We start from the raw sequence: 15,307 nt of genomic DNA, 5'->3' as shown, positions 1-15,307 counted from the left end.
CTTTATTTTTTTACTGGGAAGAGCTTCGACAAAAGCAAGGATGCGAAGTAGATGATCAGGATCACGACAAAGACGCCGCCCCAACCGAATAACAACAATTCAAATGAAGTCAGTAAATCTTGACTCATAGTTTTCCTCTCCTTTCTAGTGACCTAAGCAATCAGTGCCAGCAGTAAGCCACCGGCGATGACCGAAGCAATCTGTCCTGAAACGTTGGCACCGGCTGCATGCATCAAAATAAAGTTTTGCGGATCTTCATCTGTCGCCATTTTTTGGATGACTCGACTAGACATTGGAAACGCAGAGATACCAGCGGCACCGATCATTGGATTGATTTTTTCTTTACGGAACAAGTTCAGCACTTTCGCAAACAACACGCCGCCGACCGAGTCCATAATGAAGGCAACCAGCCCTAAACCAATAACCATCAATGTATCGACTTGTAAGAATTCTTCATATTGCATTTTCACAGAAATTGATAAACCTAGGAGGATACTGATGATATTCACCAGTTCGTTTTGAGCGGTGATGGACAAACGATCTAAGACACCACATTCCCGCAAGAGATTTCCAAACATCAAAAATCCGACCAATGGCAATGAAACAGGCGCAATCAACCCTGCTACGATCGAAATCACGATCGGGAACAAAATTTTGGCCGTTTGCGAAACTTCACCGGCACGATACGACATACGAATTTTTCGTTCATGCTTGGTCGTCACTGCTTTGATGGCAACCGGTTGAATGATCGGCACTAGCGCCATGTAAGAGTAAGCTGCTACCATGATCGCACCCATATATTTCGAGTTCAGCGTATTTGCGACAAAAATCGAAGTCGGACCGTCAGCAGCGCCGATGATCCCGATGGAAGCTGCGTCGTTTAAATCAAAACCAAGCAACACGGCAACGATGATCGTAAAGAAGATCCCGAATTGCGCAGCAGCGCCAAACAACAAAAGAAATGGATTTTGCAGCAAAGGACCAAAGTCGATCATGGCGCCAATCCCGATAAACAAAAGCAAGGGGAACAATTCAGTTGAGATCCCCATATCAAATAATACTTGGAACGGGCCAGCTTCTCCGCCAGCACTTAACACACCTGAGTTCGGGAAGTTCACTAACAACGTGCCCAATCCCATGGGGACTAATAAGGTCGGTTCATATTCTTTCTTGATCCCCAAATACATCAATAGACCACCGATGAACATCATAACGATCCGTCCCGGCTCCGATCCTAACCCGACTACACCTTCAATTAACGTTTCCACTACGTCACTTCCTTTTCAATAAATTAGCTGATCGTAATCAGTAGTTCTCCTGGGTTGACCATGTCGCCCGCGTTGACTGCAATGGCAACCACGGTTCCTGCTTTTGGTGCCACGATCTCATTTTCCATCTTCATGGCTTCTAAAATCATCAACGACTGATTTTCTTGTACAGTATCACCTACATTGACCAAGAGACGTAAAATCGTTCCCGGCATCGGAGAATGAATCGGCTCGCCATCAGCAGGAAGCGTAGCTGGCGCTGGCTGTGGTGCTACTTCTGGTTCTGGTGTGCTGACTGCCTCTGGTTGAGCAGGTACCGCTGCAGGAGCCGGTGTTGGCACTGCTGGGGCAGGAGTGGTAGGTTGCGGCGCACCGATTTCTTCCATTTCGACAAGGTATTCTTGCCCATCGATCGCTATTTTAAATTTACGTAACATGTTTTTCCCTCACTTGTTTTCATTTTTTTTTGGCTATTTTTTTGATTGTGAACTGAGAATCAGGCAGCTCTCCTGCGGCAATACTGGCAGCAATCAGGGCGACTCGCTTAAATTCAGGATTGCGTTTCTCAATTCTTCGAATGACAAACTGACTTTCAGGGTAACATTCAGCCCCTAGTGCGGCGGCTATCAGACTGACTAATGGATAATCTTCTGCAGGCGCTGGCTGATAGCTCGACACTTCTTGCCAATCAGACGCGGGTGGATCCGTTATCATTTCCTGGGGCTTCAAAGGGGAGCTGACAGGCGCATCAGGTTCATCATGCGTTTTTTTGAACAATCTTTTAATAAGATTCATGGGTTTCTCCTTTCTCAATGATTCGTTCCCTTTCATTATAGAAACTCCTGTTCAATCAGCGAGATTTATTTCGGCTAAAAATTGTTTTTTCAGTGTTCCTTTTTTAAAAAAAGAGCGAAAAACCGAGATAAACGTTGATTTATCAAGCTTTTTCTTGCGTTAATATTCTGTTAAGAACTTTTTAAACGAAAAATAAGATTTGAAAAGATAAATTGTTTTTTTGCTGTTCTTTTTTAAAACGGGTCTTTTTTTCTATTTCTTGATTGTTTATTCTTAGACGTGTAAAGCATTCAATAACATTATTTCCTTTAAGAAAAGAAAAAGATTCACAAACTAGTGACGCTTGTCGCTAACAAATTACGGGCCTGTAATTTTTTTAAAATGTTTTTTGATAACGCTTACACATTTCGATGCATGAAAGGAAGAAGAAAATGTTCTTAACGATTTTATCCTATGCTATGATTATTGTCTTCATGTTCGTCATCATGAAGAAAAAAATGTCACCCTTTACATCCTTAGTAATTATCCCATTACTATTTACCCTCGTTGCGATGGTTGCTGGTGTTTCAGAAAAAGGCAATATCGGTGATTTTGTCCTTGAAGGAATCTCCACCACAGCCAACACAGGGATCATGTTGCTGTTTGCAATTTTGTACTTTTCCATTATGTTGGATGCGGGATTGTTTGATCCAATCACGAAAAAAATGATTTATTTTGCTAAAGGCGATCCGATGAAAGTCTTGATGGCAACGGCAGTCGTTGCCGCTGCAGTCTCTTTGAACGGTGATGGAACGACCACGACCTTGATCTGTTGTTCTGCGTTTATTCCCATCTATAAGAAGTTGAATATGAAAATGATGAACCTTGGTGTCTTGATCATTTTGCAAAATACCATCATGAACTTGTTGCCATGGGGCGGACCAACTGCTCGGGCAATGGCCGTGCTGGAAGTCGATGCGGATATTCTTTCTTATCTGCTGCCAGGAATGATCTTGTCTCTGCTCTATGTGGTTTTCTTTGTAGCTCGCAGAATGGGGATCCAAGAACGGAAACGTTTAGGGGTTACCGAGCTGACGAATGATGAGATTTTAGAAATGACAACTGTGACTGATCCTGATACATTAGCGATCCGCCGTCCGAAAAACTTTGTCTTCAACGGTATCTTAACAATCGTCTTGATTGGCTGGTTAGTAGCAAGCTCCTTTATCTCTAGTATCGCTTTACCGCCAATCTTGTTATTCCTTGTAGGTACGTGTATTGCATTGATGGTCAACTACCCAATCTTGAAAGACCAGTCGTCACGGATCGGTGCCAACGGCGGCGACGCTGTGCAAGTCGTAATTTTAGTTTTTGCAGCAGGCGTCTTCATGGGCTTGTTCCAAGGCTCAGGGATGGCAACGGCTTTGGCGAATAGCTTCACGCAAATCATCCCTAAACAATTGGCTGGTTTCTGGGGATTAGTCATTGCCCTGATTTCTGCACCTGGGACCTTCTTTATTTCCAATGACGGATTTTACTTTGGGGTCCTGCCAGTCTTAGCAGAAGCAGGTCGTTCGTATGGTTTCACCAATATGCAGATGGCCTTAGCCTCTTTAATGGGCCAAGCGTTCCACTTGTTAAGTCCATTGGTTGCCTTCATCTACTTGCTGTTGCGCTTGACGGGCTTAGATATGGGACAATGGCAAAAAGAAGCTGCGAAATACGCACTGGGGATTTTCGTGATCTTCGTCGTTACGATCGTGCTATTAGGTCACATGCCGTTTTATATTCCACAGTAATTTCATACAGAAACTATCGAGCAGGCTGCCATTTTGCTCGGTAGTTTTCCTTGTTTATCGATAAACTTATTTTTTCCCAAAAATCTCATTTGTTTTTAGTATGATAGGAGTAAATCATGAATCCAATTATTGATGCAGTAAATAAAAATCTGGATCTGACCAAAAATAAACCATTAAAAGATTTGATCTATGAAGCATTCAAAAAAACCATCATTTTAGGAGATATTCCCGCAGGCTCTCGCATCAATGAGAAAGAATTTTCCGATACGCTAAATATCAGCCGAACCCCGATTCGTTACGCCATGACTCAGCTCGTGGCTGAAAAACTGGTGGAGCATGTGCCAAAAATCGGCATCGTCGTAAAAGGGATCAGTATCAAAGATGCTTATGAGATTTACGATATCCGTAAATCATTGGATACGTTGGCGACTATCAAAGCGATGGACTTGATGACTGAGGAAGATTTCCAGGAGATGCGCTGCTTGTTAGAACATGGCGAACAGCTGAATCGTGAGGATGATGTGGATGGGGTCTTGAAAAACTTTTCTGACTTCAATGCGTTTATTTACGAAAAAAGTCAAATGCTGCGGTTAAAAAGTATCGTGCTAGATCTGCAAGCGTACCTCGTGTATTTTCGTGACATTGCGATTCGCTCTTCTAGAAGAAGGGATGCGGCATTGGCGGAACATTGGCTGATTTATCGCGGCATGAGAACCAATGACACGGAACAGATCACGTTGTTGACCCATGAACATTTGGATCACTCCCTGCAATTTATTCTTGCTGAAATGGAGCGAAGAAAAATTGACTGATTCCCGTCTTTTTATCGCCAGCAGCTATGCAGTCAATGCGCTGCATTATGAGGTAGCGTTAGTACCCAAGCCTGGTTTAGTAGATCCTTGCTCCTCTGGTGCGCATCAGGACATGAATGTGTTTACCTTTATCAACAGTATCACTTGTTTGGCGCCGTTTTTTCAGCGCTATAGCCAAGCGGGCTTTGCCCATACAGGCTCGCTGATCCAGCTATTTGACCAGTTACGAGGGATCGGTCAAGAAGCAGAAACAGCGATGCTTCAGGCAACCAAAGGCATCAATACCCACAAAGGGGCGAACTTTTCCTTTGCAGTTTTGTTGGGGGCGACAGGAGTCTATTATCAACAAAATGGCAAGGTGGAGCTGACGGCTGAAGATACCAATCAGATCCTGCAGCTTGCCGCCGACATCTGCCAGCATTTGGTCAAGCAAGACCTGCAGCAAATCACCCACAAAGACCAGTTGTCTTACGGAGAAAAAAATTATTTGACCTATGGCACCATGGGAATTCGTGGAGAAGCTGCAGCTGGGTATCCAACGGTCAAAAAACTGCTGGAGTACTTGCGGCAGCAACCGCAAAAAACCTCCGTTTCCTTGTTGCGCGGGTTAGTCTATCTAATGAGTGAAACCGAAGACAGCAACCTCGTCCACCGAGGCGGCTACGAGGCGATGAAGACCGTGCAGCAGGAGATGCAAAAAATTCACCAAGCCAATCTGTCGGATACAGACTTGCTTCGTGAATTAACGATCTATGATCAAGTATTGATCGCACGCCATTTGAGTCCCGGCGGCTCGGCGGATCTTTTAGCATTGGCGCTTTATTTCTTGCAGCTAGAAGGCGTCTCCTTCTGGTAAAAAGGTATAGCCGATCCCCCAAACGGTTTTCAAAAAGCGGGCGTGCTTCGGCTCATCTTCAATTTTGTTTCGCAGATGATTGATAAAAACCATCACGGTATTGGCATCGAATTGGCCATCTTGCCAGACATTGCTGTAAATCTGTTCTTTCGAGAACACTTGATCTGGATTTTCCATGAAAAAGCGCATCAGCATGATTTCTTTTGAAGACAACTTGATGGGCTGATCATTTTTGAAAAACTGATAGCGTTTTTGGTCAAAACGAAACATGCCGCTGCACAGATCGCCTTCCGGTTTGGCGATCCCTTTTTCTCGCAGCACGTTGCGGCGATCAAGAATCGAAACGATTTGTGCTTTTAAGAGTGCCGGTGAAAAAGGCTTCGTAATGTAGTGATCGGCGCCGATCTCATAGCCGTTGATCATGTCTTTTTCGTCACTTTTTCCGCTCAAAAAAACGATCGGCACCGTGGGGTTTTCTTCCCGAATCAGTTGTGCCAAATGATAGCCGTCATTTTCATGCTCTAAACTGATATCCAGTAAAAAAAGATCAAAGCTGACACGAGAATTGATCGCAATCGTTTTTTCAACGGAATCGGTCTGGTAGATCAAAATACCCGTCGACTGTAAAGATTTCCAAATCAGCCGTCGAATGGCAGGGTCATCATCAACGATTAAAATTTTTTCATCTCGCAAAATATCCGCCTCCTGTATCAATAGTATTATAGTAAATATGAAAGGGGTTTACAATGAAACCGCCATCAAAGTTTTGGCTGTATTTAAGTGTGGTCGCTACCTTATTCATTACACTGATTGGACTTATTTTTACCTTTACAAGTTATAAAAGCGCACAAAGACAAGCTGAAACCGTCGGGTTGCGGCAGTTGGAAACGGTCAATCAAGCGGCGATCAAGCTGATCAGCCGCAGTATCGAATCGTACCATATGGCTCTTGCCAATTATGCCGATGACCACCTTGAAGGCGCCGCCTTGGCTGATTTGCAGCGGCCTTTATCGTTACCAGTGATCAATTCCGCGAACAATGCCATGGTCGGATTGTTTTTGATCGACCAACAAGGTCAGATCATCGCTCAAAATACCGCAACGGCGGTCAATAAACCAGAAGACCCGCCGGTGCAAGAATTGTTATTCAAAGACCCATCCTTAGACAAAGTATTGGCAGGACGGCAGGTACAAAATGGGCAAGTCTATTTTGATGGCAAGCAGGCCTATCTAAATGTGTATCAGTCCTTAACCCTTGACGACAAAGAAGCGATTCTTGTGATGCCTTTGAATCTACAGCGCATGTACCGTCATGAATTTACCACCGATCGCAATGTCTCCGGCTATACGATGGTCAAAAACGCCGAGATGCGGATCGTTATGCACCCATCGGACGAACAAATTGGTTTTTCCATCGTTGAAAGCCGCAAAAAAGAATTTCCAGAGCTGGATTTCACCGATCTTGAGCGCTTGGAGCAAGAACAAATCGACAATGAAGAGGGCACCTCCGTCTATTATTCTTATTGGTGGAACGAAGAAACACTGCAAAAAGTGCTGAAATTGGCTGCTTATCAATGGATTACCATCGGCGACAGTCGCCTGATCGTCGCTAGCAATGCCGATTTTTTGGAGCAAAGCGGTCTCTTTTTACAAGACAACTTGATTTTGATTGGCCTACTAGGTTTGTTGTTTGTCATTATGATTTTATTGACGGTCCTGATCAAAAACTACATGAAACGCAATCAAGCCTATGTCGAAAACCAAGCATTGAAAGAACGACAACGGCTGTTAAAAGAAAAGCACGAAATCGAAAAAAACATTTTGCAAGAATCAAAACTGGAAACCATTGGCTTATTAACGACCTCGATCGTCCATGACCTAAACAACTTTTTGACGCCCATGATTGGTCATCTGCAATTGCTGATCGAGGAAAACCAACACGATGAAGTCTTAGTGGAGGACTTGCAAGAAGTCTGCAAAGCAGCAGAAAAAGGCAAAGAGTTATCTAGCAATGTGCTGCGTTTTTCGAAACTCGAAAGTACCGACAAAACTGTGCAGTCGATCGCTACTACCTTGACAGAAGCCATCGATACTATGCACGCACTGTTGCCAAAAGCCTTTTCCCTTATGTATGATATCCAAGAAGTAGGATATGCCATCTACGAGAAGATCGACCTGCAAGTGATCATTTACAATTTGTTGATGAATGTATACCAAGCAAATGCCGACTGCAGCATTCGATTGAGTCGCAGTTCGACAAAAACCGCCAACTTTCCGTTTCGTAAGCAAGCATTCCCAGCGCAACAGGAGTTTGCTTTGATCGAAATCGCCGACAACGGTCCCGGCATACCAGAAGCGATCCAAGAAAAAATCTTTACTCGCTTTTTCACGACCAGGAGTGCCACTGGCGGTACTGGTCTAGGACTCTTCACTGTCTCTTCGATCGTGGAAAAAAACGATTGGCTGATTGATGTTACAAGTACGCCTAAAGGAACCACCTTTTATATTGGTATCCCTCTAACTGATCCCGAAAAAGCCGCTGAAACCAATTGATCCAATGGGATGGTTTCAGTGGTCTTTTTCTTGGGTATGTTGGAAGGCATTGATTTTTTGCAGGACTAGCAAGACGAGTACCAAAACAAAGATAGCTAAAGCAAAAAATAGGGCATCGTTCGCCATACCTTGCGTCAACAATAACTCGCGCAAAATCGCAGTAATGCTGATCAGAATCAAGTAACGGACGGGAATGTGATGTCCATCCTTCATATACCGCAGCAACATCAAAATGATTTCTAATAAAATGAATAACGTGGCAATTTCTTCAATCAAAAAGGACAGGTGAGGCGCTTCACTTAAGGGAAAGAGCGTCGTGCTGATCATAAAAATCGCTTTTCCCATAAAAATCAAGACGACAACGACTAAGATCGCCAACATGCTATCAATGCAAATACTGATCACTCGCTCGAACATTCGGGTCAATTTTTCCATTCGCCACTCCATTTCTGCTTTTTCTTTTATTATACAAAAGAAGGCGTAGGACAAAGGGAAAAGAACAGAGAAAGAACAATCGCGGCCATATCTTTTTGACCGCAAGCTTAACGGTCCTTCTATGGGCATGTCTTTTGTGATAGCTTTCAATAGCAGAAAGTAGCGAGGAAAATATAATATCTTTTTTTGGTAAAATTAGAATAAGATGAGAATGGATAGTTAAAATATACACAAATTATTACGAGACACTTAGTTTCTTTTTTTGTTACAATGGTTAAATAAAATAGAACGCTGTTAAAATGTTGCTTAAACAATGTTTTTGTCGCTATCGAATAGAAAAATAGTCCGATCGCAAGATGTTTATTATTGTTAATAAAGTAACAAGTTGGCAGAGTTCGCAAGAAAGATGCTGCTTTTCTTATCGTATATGACGGGGATCAGTGAGGAGAAAAGAGCAAGAAAAACGGAGGGAAACAAATGAAAAAAAGTGGATGGTCAAAATGGGTGATTGGGGCAGCCTCATTATTGTTGCTTAGTGCATGTGGCGCCGATGGCGGAACAAAAGCCAGCAGCAGTGCGGCAAGCTCTTCTTCAGAAAGTGAAGTCACTTCAGGTGCTTCCCAACAAGAGTATACCGATCCAGCAGAGTTAAAAGATCAATATGATATCGTCATCGTTGGTGCTGGCGGTGCAGGGATGGCAGCAGCCTTATCGGCTAAAGATGCTGGAATGAATCCAGTCATTTTAGAAAAAATGCCGATCGCAGGCGGAAATACCTTGAAATCTTCTGGCGGAATGAACGCATCAGAAACCAAGTTCCAAGAAGCCCAAGGCATTGAAGATTCCAATGAACGATTTTTTGAAGATACCCTAAAAGGTGGTAAAGGAACCAACGATCAAGATCTGCTGCATTATTTAGTAGACAACTCTGCTTCAGCGATTGATTGGTTGGATTCAATGGGGATCACTTTAGACAATATCAGCTATAGCGGCGGTGCCAGTGTGAAACGGATCCATCGTCCTCACGACGGTTCAGCAGTCGGTACGTACTTGGTGGATGGTTTGTTGAGAAACATTCATGAGCAAGAAATTCCTTTATTTGTAAATGCTGATGTGACAAAAATCAATGAAACAGACGGCAAAGTCACTGGCGTCAACGTGAAAATCAATGGCGAAGAAAAAGAAATCGCTGGCGATGCGGTCGTTGTTACTACTGGTGGTTTTGGCTCCAACAAAGAACTGATCGAAAAATATCGTCCAGACTTGAAAGGCTATGTCAGCACGACTTCTGAAGGAAGTACAGGCGATGGCATCAAGATGATCGAAGAATTAGGCGGCGCAACGGTTGATATGGATCAAATCCAAGTCCATCCAACCGTAGTTCAAGATACAGGCATGTTGATCAGTGAAACCGTTCGTGGAGAAGGCGCCATCTTGGTGAACCAACAAGGGGAACGTTTCTACAATGAATTAGAAACCCGCGACAATGTTTCTGCTGCTATCACAGATCTGCCAGAAAGCTATGCCTACTTAATTTTTGACAATGCGTTAGCAGGTAGAGCCAAACAAGTCGATTACTACAAAGAACAAGGTGTAGTTGTAGAAGCCGACACCATCGAAGCCTTAGCTGAAAAAATCGATGTCGATCCAGCAACCTTGAAGAAAACCTTAGATACATGGAACCAAGCAGTGGCAGACAAAGCCGACAAAGATTTCGGTCGTGAAACGGCGATGGACTATGATCTGACGGAAGGGCCATTCTATGCGATTCAAATCGCACCTGGGATCCACCATACAATGGGCGGCGTCAAAATCAATACGAAGACCCAAGTGTTGAAAGAAGATGGCACTCCAATCACTGGCTTGTATGCAGCAGGTGAAGTGACCGGCGGTATCCACGGACAAAATCGAATCGGCGGCAATGCTGTAGCCGACATTATGGTCTTTGGTCGCCAAGCAGGCGCGCAATCCTCTGACTATGTGAAAGAAAACGGGAAATAAGCGGCTGTTTTTTCCTAAAAAAGACCGTATATAAAGAAAAAAACTTGGAACGAATCCTCTTAAGTGATTAGGAGGAGAATCGTTTCAAGTTTTTTGTATTTCTCACTGAAAGGACGGAAAACTAGTCATTATAATCTTATAATGATTTGATAATTTATAATTCACATATAAACAAAATATTTTTGTCAGTAGGGTTTGCTTTTCAATGAATCGGAATCAATGAATAAACGGATAGGATTGGTTTATTCGATGATAAAAAATTTTAGGAGGCAGAGTATGAAAAACGCATTGGTAAAATGGTCGGTCGGGGTGGCAATCTTACTTGGAGGGACCTTGTTCTTCACGGGAAAACAAGTATTTGCTCATGGTTATGTGGAATCACCGGTCAGTCGGGGCTATCAAGGGTCTTTGGATCGCAATACGTTAGGGTGGAGCGCTGCGTTTGAAAAATATGGCAATGTCATTTCAAACCCACAATCATTGGAAACTAAAAAAGGCTTTCCAGAAGCAGGACCAGTAGATGGTCGCATCGCTTCGGCAGATGGTGGACTCGGACAAATCGGGGACTTTGTTCTTGATGAACAAGGAACCAATCGTTGGACCAAACAAGACATCAATCAAGGACCATTGCGGGTCAGTTGGCATTATACAGCGCCTCACAAGACCACAAAATGGCATTACTATATCACGAAACCAGGTTGGGATCAAAACGCGCCACTCTCAAGAGATAGCTTGGAATTGATCGCTACTGTGAATCACGATGGTTCGGCTGCCAGCAATAGCCCAAGCCATACCATTACCATTCCAGAAAATCGTCTCGGTTACCATGTCATTTTAGCGGTATGGGATGTTGCCGATACGCCAAATGCCTTTTATAACGTGATCGACGTTAACGTTTCTGGTTCAACGGTCATTCCTGAAAAACCAGCAGCACCGGCAAATGTCCGATCAGAACGAGTGACTAGCAGCACGGTGGCTTTAGCATGGAACGGTCAAACCGATGCGAAAGAATACAACGTGTATCGTGATGGTGCCTTAGTGGCAATGACTACTGAGCCAACCTTTACCGACACGCAATTAAAAGCCAACACGACCTATAGCTATCAAGTAGAAGCAGTCGGCTTTACGGCGTTAGTTTCAGAAAAAAGTGCTGCAGTGAAAGTGACTACCTCAGCAGACAATCAAGTCGAAACCCCTTCGACACCAGGCAACCTACACCAAATGAGCGTGACAGACAGCAGCGTGTCCTTAATGTGGCAAGCATCGACTCATACAAATGGGATCGCTGGATATGACGTTTACCGCAATGGCATCAAAATCGCTACAGCCACAGGAACAACCTATGAAGACACGAATCTAGCAGCGGACACAACCTACAATTACCAAATCAAAGCAATCAGTAAAACGGGCGAACAATCCGCTTTTAGTAACCAGCTGAGCGTGAAAACCAATGCCAATGAAGAAACGGAAACACCCGGAGGCGGGGAGTCAGAATACCGTGTGTGGAAACTAGGTACTTTCTCTGCACCAGAAGTGTATACAAGCGGTGAAATCGTGAGCCATAAAGGCAGCAACTATGTTGTGATCAACACCCACTCAAATTACGGGGACACAACATGGTCTCCTGATCAAGCACCAACCTTGTTTCAGAAGCTGTAACCCTTGAATGAATCAGTAACGCAAGAGCAGTGCGGTGGCACTGCTCTTTTTGACTCTTTTATGAGGAAATGATTGAACCTTTGTTTGATTCGTGCAACCAATTGGACGAATTCGTTTGAGGAATGCAAAAACAGGTGCTGCTATGCATCATGCGTAGCAGCACCTGTTTTTTGTTCTTGATCAAGAATAGAAGAAACGGATCAAGATCCCACCTAAAATCAGCACGATCGCACCGCATAAACGGTTAGCCATTTGGGCAAAAGCAATCATTTCCATTCTATCAGAGGCAGACAATACAGCGATATTGCCTGTTCCCCCCATGGAGTTGTTGATCATACCGGCGCCAATTGCGGTTTCAACGGGGTACATCCCCAATACCATCCCGAAGAACCAGCTGGCAGCCCCCATAGATACGACACTGGTTAGGCAAAGCACGACAAATTGCCAAGTAAAGGCAGAAGCCAATGTTGACAGATCGATCAATGCCAAACCAATTCCCGCCAAGACCGCATGGGTCAAATTTGTCATCACAACATTGTTGAACATCACCACAGAATCTTCGAGTTTCTTAGGGACAATGTTCAAGGCTTTTAGAATAAAGACAATCACGATCATAAAGGCATACTCGTGAATTTTAGGGAAAAAGTCGCTTAAAATCGCACCAACGACCAACAGTGAGAAGGAAAACAGCATCCCGACCCCGATTTGTTGGGCATCAAGCGTTATTTTTGGTTTTTCTAATTCTTCTTTCGTGGCATTAATCAAGGTGCCATGGCCATTGTATTTGGTTTTAGCAAAGGCCTTTGCGATAAATAAAGCACCAATAATGGCAAGAATATTCCCGAAAGTAACTGCTGGCGCTAATTGAGAAAAGATGGCAGCTTGATTGCCGTTTGCCAAGCCATCAGCATAAATTTGTGAAAGTGGGGTGATTCCCGCACCCATCCCGCCAGACATCATTGGTAGAGAGACATACATCACCGAATCAGCAAAGCCATTGCCTAGCAGCATACCGACAAGGCCGACGGAGAAAAAGCCTACTACCATGGTGATTAAAGCAACGGGAATGAATTTCGTAGAAGCTTTCACCAACAAATTACGGTTCATCCCTAAAATCGAGCCGCAAATCAAAGCGGCAATATAGAAATCAAGAAAGCCAAAACCGCCCCCCATGAAGTCACTGACCGCGTCAATGACTTTCGTGGGTACGAGATGGAAGGAGGCTAAAAGGGTGGCACCAAGCAGGGTAAAAACTGACCCACCGCCAAGATAAGAATTCATGATCGGAAGTTTTTCCCCAATGAAATACAGCAGGTGTCCTAAGGCAACCAATAAAATGGTGATCCCAACCATATTTAATGGCAATTTGTCTAAGGCAATCGCACTGAATATGACAACCATGAAAAAGAGATACAAGGGAAGACTAATTCCCGAAATCGTCATCGTTTTTAATTTATTCATTTTTCAGACCTTCCTAGTATGTTGGATACCATTTAAGATTTTGGACAGCTTTTGCCATATCGGTTTCTTGCGCTTGGGCTAACCCTTGTTCTTTAGCTTTGTTGGCAACTGCTTCAGCCACTTTGATAGAAACGTCCGCAACGTATTCAAATGGTGGAAGAACAGGTGCACCGGGTTGGCTCAAATCAACCAAACCACTTAATGAGTGAGCAGCGGCACCAATCATTTCGTCGGTCAAGAGAGAGGCTTCTGAAGCCAACATACCTAACCCTAGACCAGGATAGATCAAGGCGTTGTTTGCTTGACCGATTTGGTAGTCGACCCCTTTGTATTGGATCGTTCCTGAAGGGACACCGGTTGCCACAAAGGCTTTTCCATCAGACCATTCGATTACTTGTTCAGCCGTTGCTTCTAATTTTTTGGTTGGATTCGAGATAGGGAATATCACTGGACGAGCAGTGTTTTCACACATCGCTTCCACAACTTCTTTGGTAAAGGCACCCGCATTGGTTGAAGTACCGACCAAAATCGTTGGTTTTGCGACTTTAATGACATTGATCAATTGCGTCATATCGCCAGCATTGGCAAAGTCAGCCCGTTTTTTGGCAAATGGTTTTTGTGCAGGAGTCAAATCGGACATATCATCGAACAAAAGCCCTTGTTTGTCAACCATAAAGAAATGATTGTAGGCTTCTTCTTCTGAAAGACCTTCGCTGACCATTTCGGCATGGACACGGCTGGCAATCCCGGCACCAGCGGAACCACCGCCATAACATAAGTAGATTTGATCCGTTAATTTTTCACCTGTAATATCTAATGCGCCGAAAATACCGCCCAGCACAACGATTCCCGTTCCTTGGATATCATCGTTAAAAGTTGGAATCGTTTGTTTGTATTTGTCCAAAATCGTTGCAGCATTTGAACGGCCAAAGTCTTCCCAATGCAAGTAAAGTTTAGGGAACAATGATTCTGCCGTTTGAACAAATTGATCGATGAATTGGTAGTAGGCATCACCGTAGACACGTTCTTGACGATTGCCTAGATACAAATGATCCTCTAACAATTCTTTACGGTTGGTCCCAGCATCGATCACGATTGGTAAAACAGAAGCAGGGTCAATCCCAGCAGCTGCTGTATAAATCATCAATTTACCGACAGAAATATCGACACCTTGGACACCCCAGTCACCAATCCCAAGAATTCCTTCAGCGTCAGTGGCTACGATCAAGCGAATGTCCCGATCGCCAGCGGCATTTTTCAACGTTTCTTCGATGTTTTCTGGATGATTGATATCTAAGTATGCTGCATATTGAGGATCAACGAATAGGCGGCTGTAATTTTCAATGGTATCAGCAATCGTTGGATCGTAGACGATCGGATTGAATTCAACGATATGTTGGTTGAACAAATAGTAGAACAATGTCCGATTGGTATTAAAAATCTCCATTAAAAAGTGACGTTTTTCAATGTCGGATTCTTTGGTGACATATTGTAAATAGGCTTGTTCTGCTTGTTCTTCGATCGTTTGTACGTGTGGGGGCAATAAACCGATCAGCCCTAGTTCTTTTCGTTCTTCTTGTGTAAACGCGGTTCCTTTGTTTAAAAATGGGTTATTTAAAATGTCATGTGCTTTCATTATGTTCCTCCAATGGATATATTTTGAGTACTCGTTCATTTCCATTAGCTACTT

At 43.7% G+C, this 15,307-nt stretch carries 14 protein-coding genes; 6 read left to right on the top strand and 8 right to left on the bottom strand.

Annotation, left to right across the window (positions count from 1 at the left end; genetic code table 11):
• Positions 1–2 precede the first annotated feature (2 nt).
• From ACTW1R_RS15870 to ACTW1R_RS15855, 4 genes are read right to left on the bottom strand one after another with little or no spacing between them, the layout of a single operon-like run.
• On the bottom strand, positions 3–128 hold the full coding sequence (locus tag ACTW1R_RS15870; protein WP_008381833.1) for an OadG-related small transporter subunit: 126 nt from the start codon (positions 126–128) through the stop codon (positions 3–5).
• A 24-nt stretch (positions 129–152) separates the two neighbouring features.
• Entirely contained in the window at positions 153–1,268 is a 1,116-nt protein-coding gene (locus ACTW1R_RS15865; RefSeq protein WP_005230469.1) for a sodium ion-translocating decarboxylase subunit beta, read from the bottom strand.
• A 23-nt stretch (positions 1,269–1,291) separates the two neighbouring features.
• Positions 1,292–1,705 (bottom strand): acetyl-CoA carboxylase biotin carboxyl carrier protein subunit, encoded by a 414-nt coding sequence (locus ACTW1R_RS15860; protein ID WP_167822338.1) that lies wholly within the window; start codon positions 1,703–1,705, stop codon positions 1,292–1,294.
• Between the two features lie 19 nt (positions 1,706–1,724).
• Positions 1,725–2,063, bottom strand: coding sequence for a hypothetical protein (locus tag ACTW1R_RS15855; RefSeq protein WP_240934922.1), 339 nt, complete (start codon positions 2,061–2,063; stop codon positions 1,725–1,727).
• Between the two features lie 431 nt (positions 2,064–2,494).
• Between ACTW1R_RS15855 and ACTW1R_RS15850 the strand changes: the two genes are divergently transcribed.
• The 3 genes from ACTW1R_RS15850 (at position 2,495) to citG (ending at position 5,509) form a co-directional block, all read left to right on the top strand.
• A complete protein-coding gene (locus ACTW1R_RS15850) occupies positions 2,495–3,841 on the top strand; it encodes a CitMHS family transporter (protein ID WP_010748906.1) in 1,347 nt (448 codons plus the stop codon).
• A gap of 116 nt (positions 3,842–3,957) precedes the next feature.
• A complete protein-coding gene (locus tag ACTW1R_RS15845; RefSeq protein WP_005230494.1) occupies positions 3,958–4,653 on the top strand; it encodes a GntR family transcriptional regulator in 696 nt (231 codons plus the stop codon).
• Complete coding sequence (gene citG, locus ACTW1R_RS15840) at positions 4,646–5,509, top strand: triphosphoribosyl-dephospho-CoA synthase CitG (protein WP_271814648.1); 864 nt, start codon at positions 4,646–4,648, stop codon at positions 5,507–5,509. Before ACTW1R_RS15845 ends, citG begins: the two co-directional genes overlap by 8 nt.
• On the opposite strand, the gene ACTW1R_RS15835 is transcribed toward citG, so the two are convergent.
• On the bottom strand, positions 5,486–6,202 hold the full coding sequence (locus ACTW1R_RS15835) for a response regulator transcription factor (protein ID WP_005230498.1): 717 nt from the start codon (positions 6,200–6,202) through the stop codon (positions 5,486–5,488). The genes citG and ACTW1R_RS15835 overlap by 24 nt on opposite strands.
• Positions 6,203–6,255: 53 nt before the next feature.
• On the opposite strand from ACTW1R_RS15835, the gene ACTW1R_RS15830 reads away from it, so the two are divergent.
• On the top strand, positions 6,256–8,061 hold the full coding sequence (locus ACTW1R_RS15830) for an ATP-binding protein (protein WP_489927325.1): 1,806 nt from the start codon (positions 6,256–6,258) through the stop codon (positions 8,059–8,061).
• A gap of 15 nt (positions 8,062–8,076) precedes the next feature.
• Here the strand turns inward: ACTW1R_RS15830 and ACTW1R_RS15825 are convergent, their stop codons facing one another.
• Entirely contained in the window at positions 8,077–8,496 is a 420-nt protein-coding gene (locus tag ACTW1R_RS15825; RefSeq protein ID WP_074934197.1) for a phosphate-starvation-inducible PsiE family protein, read from the bottom strand.
• Positions 8,497–8,973: 477 nt separating this feature from the next.
• Between ACTW1R_RS15825 and ACTW1R_RS15820 the strand changes: the two genes are divergently transcribed.
• Both ACTW1R_RS15820 and ACTW1R_RS15815 read left to right on the top strand, forming a co-directional pair.
• Complete coding sequence (locus tag ACTW1R_RS15820; RefSeq protein ID WP_489927324.1) at positions 8,974–10,497, top strand: flavocytochrome c; 1,524 nt, start codon at positions 8,974–8,976, stop codon at positions 10,495–10,497.
• A 276-nt stretch (positions 10,498–10,773) separates the two neighbouring features.
• Positions 10,774–12,156 carry a lytic polysaccharide monooxygenase auxiliary activity family 9 protein gene (locus ACTW1R_RS15815; protein WP_489927323.1) on the top strand — a complete coding sequence of 461 codons (1,383 nt, stop codon included), beginning with the start codon at positions 10,774–10,776 and terminating at the stop codon, positions 12,154–12,156.
• 180 nt (positions 12,157–12,336) lie between these two features.
• Here ACTW1R_RS15815 and ACTW1R_RS15810 read toward each other — a convergent pair whose 3' ends face one another.
• Both ACTW1R_RS15810 and ACTW1R_RS15805 read right to left on the bottom strand, forming a co-directional pair.
• The gene (locus ACTW1R_RS15810; RefSeq protein ID WP_005230514.1) at positions 12,337–13,617 is read right to left on the bottom strand and encodes a 2-hydroxycarboxylate transporter family protein; all 1,281 of its coding nucleotides are present in this window, start codon (positions 13,615–13,617) and stop codon (positions 12,337–12,339) included.
• 13 nt (positions 13,618–13,630) lie between these two features.
• Positions 13,631–15,292 (bottom strand): malolactic enzyme, encoded by a 1,662-nt coding sequence (locus tag ACTW1R_RS15805; RefSeq protein ID WP_328705671.1) that lies wholly within the window; start codon positions 15,290–15,292, stop codon positions 13,631–13,633.
• Positions 15,293–15,307 lie beyond the last annotated feature (15 nt).

Source organism: Enterococcus sp. R12 (genome assembly GCF_058135755.1).
The sequence above is the reverse complement of the archived record's forward strand: the minus strand, read 5'-3'. Positions and strand labels throughout refer to the sequence as shown.

Bases quoted from the DNA above. Each gene is read 5' to 3' on its own strand.
- ACTW1R_RS15815 (WP_489927323.1), top strand. From the start codon at position 10,774: ATGAAAAACGCATTGGTAAAATGGTCGGTCGGGGTGGCAATCTTACTT.
- ACTW1R_RS15845 (WP_005230494.1), top strand. From the start codon at position 3,958: ATGAATCCAATTATTGATGCAGTAAATAAAAATCTGGATCTGACCAAA.
- ACTW1R_RS15820 (WP_489927324.1), top strand. From the start codon at position 8,974: ATGAAAAAAAGTGGATGGTCAAAATGGGTGATTGGGGCAGCCTCATTA.
- ACTW1R_RS15810 (WP_005230514.1), bottom strand. From the start codon at position 13,617: ATGAATAAATTAAAAACGATGACGATTTCGGGAATTAGTCTTCCCTTG.
- ACTW1R_RS15825 (WP_074934197.1), bottom strand. From the start codon at position 8,496: ATGGAAAAATTGACCCGAATGTTCGAGCGAGTGATCAGTATTTGCATT.
- ACTW1R_RS15830 (WP_489927325.1), top strand. From the start codon at position 6,256: ATGAAACCGCCATCAAAGTTTTGGCTGTATTTAAGTGTGGTCGCTACC.
- ACTW1R_RS15860 (WP_167822338.1), bottom strand. From the start codon at position 1,705: ATGTTACGTAAATTTAAAATAGCGATCGATGGGCAAGAATACCTTGTC.
- ACTW1R_RS15805 (WP_328705671.1), bottom strand. From the start codon at position 15,292: ATGAACGAGTACTCAAAATATATCCATTGGAGGAACATAATGAAAGCA.
- ACTW1R_RS15855 (WP_240934922.1), bottom strand. From the start codon at position 2,063: ATGAATCTTATTAAAAGATTGTTCAAAAAAACGCATGATGAACCTGAT.
- ACTW1R_RS15870 (WP_008381833.1), bottom strand. From the start codon at position 128: ATGAGTCAAGATTTACTGACTTCATTTGAATTGTTGTTATTCGGTTGG.
- ACTW1R_RS15850 (WP_010748906.1), top strand. From the start codon at position 2,495: ATGTTCTTAACGATTTTATCCTATGCTATGATTATTGTCTTCATGTTC.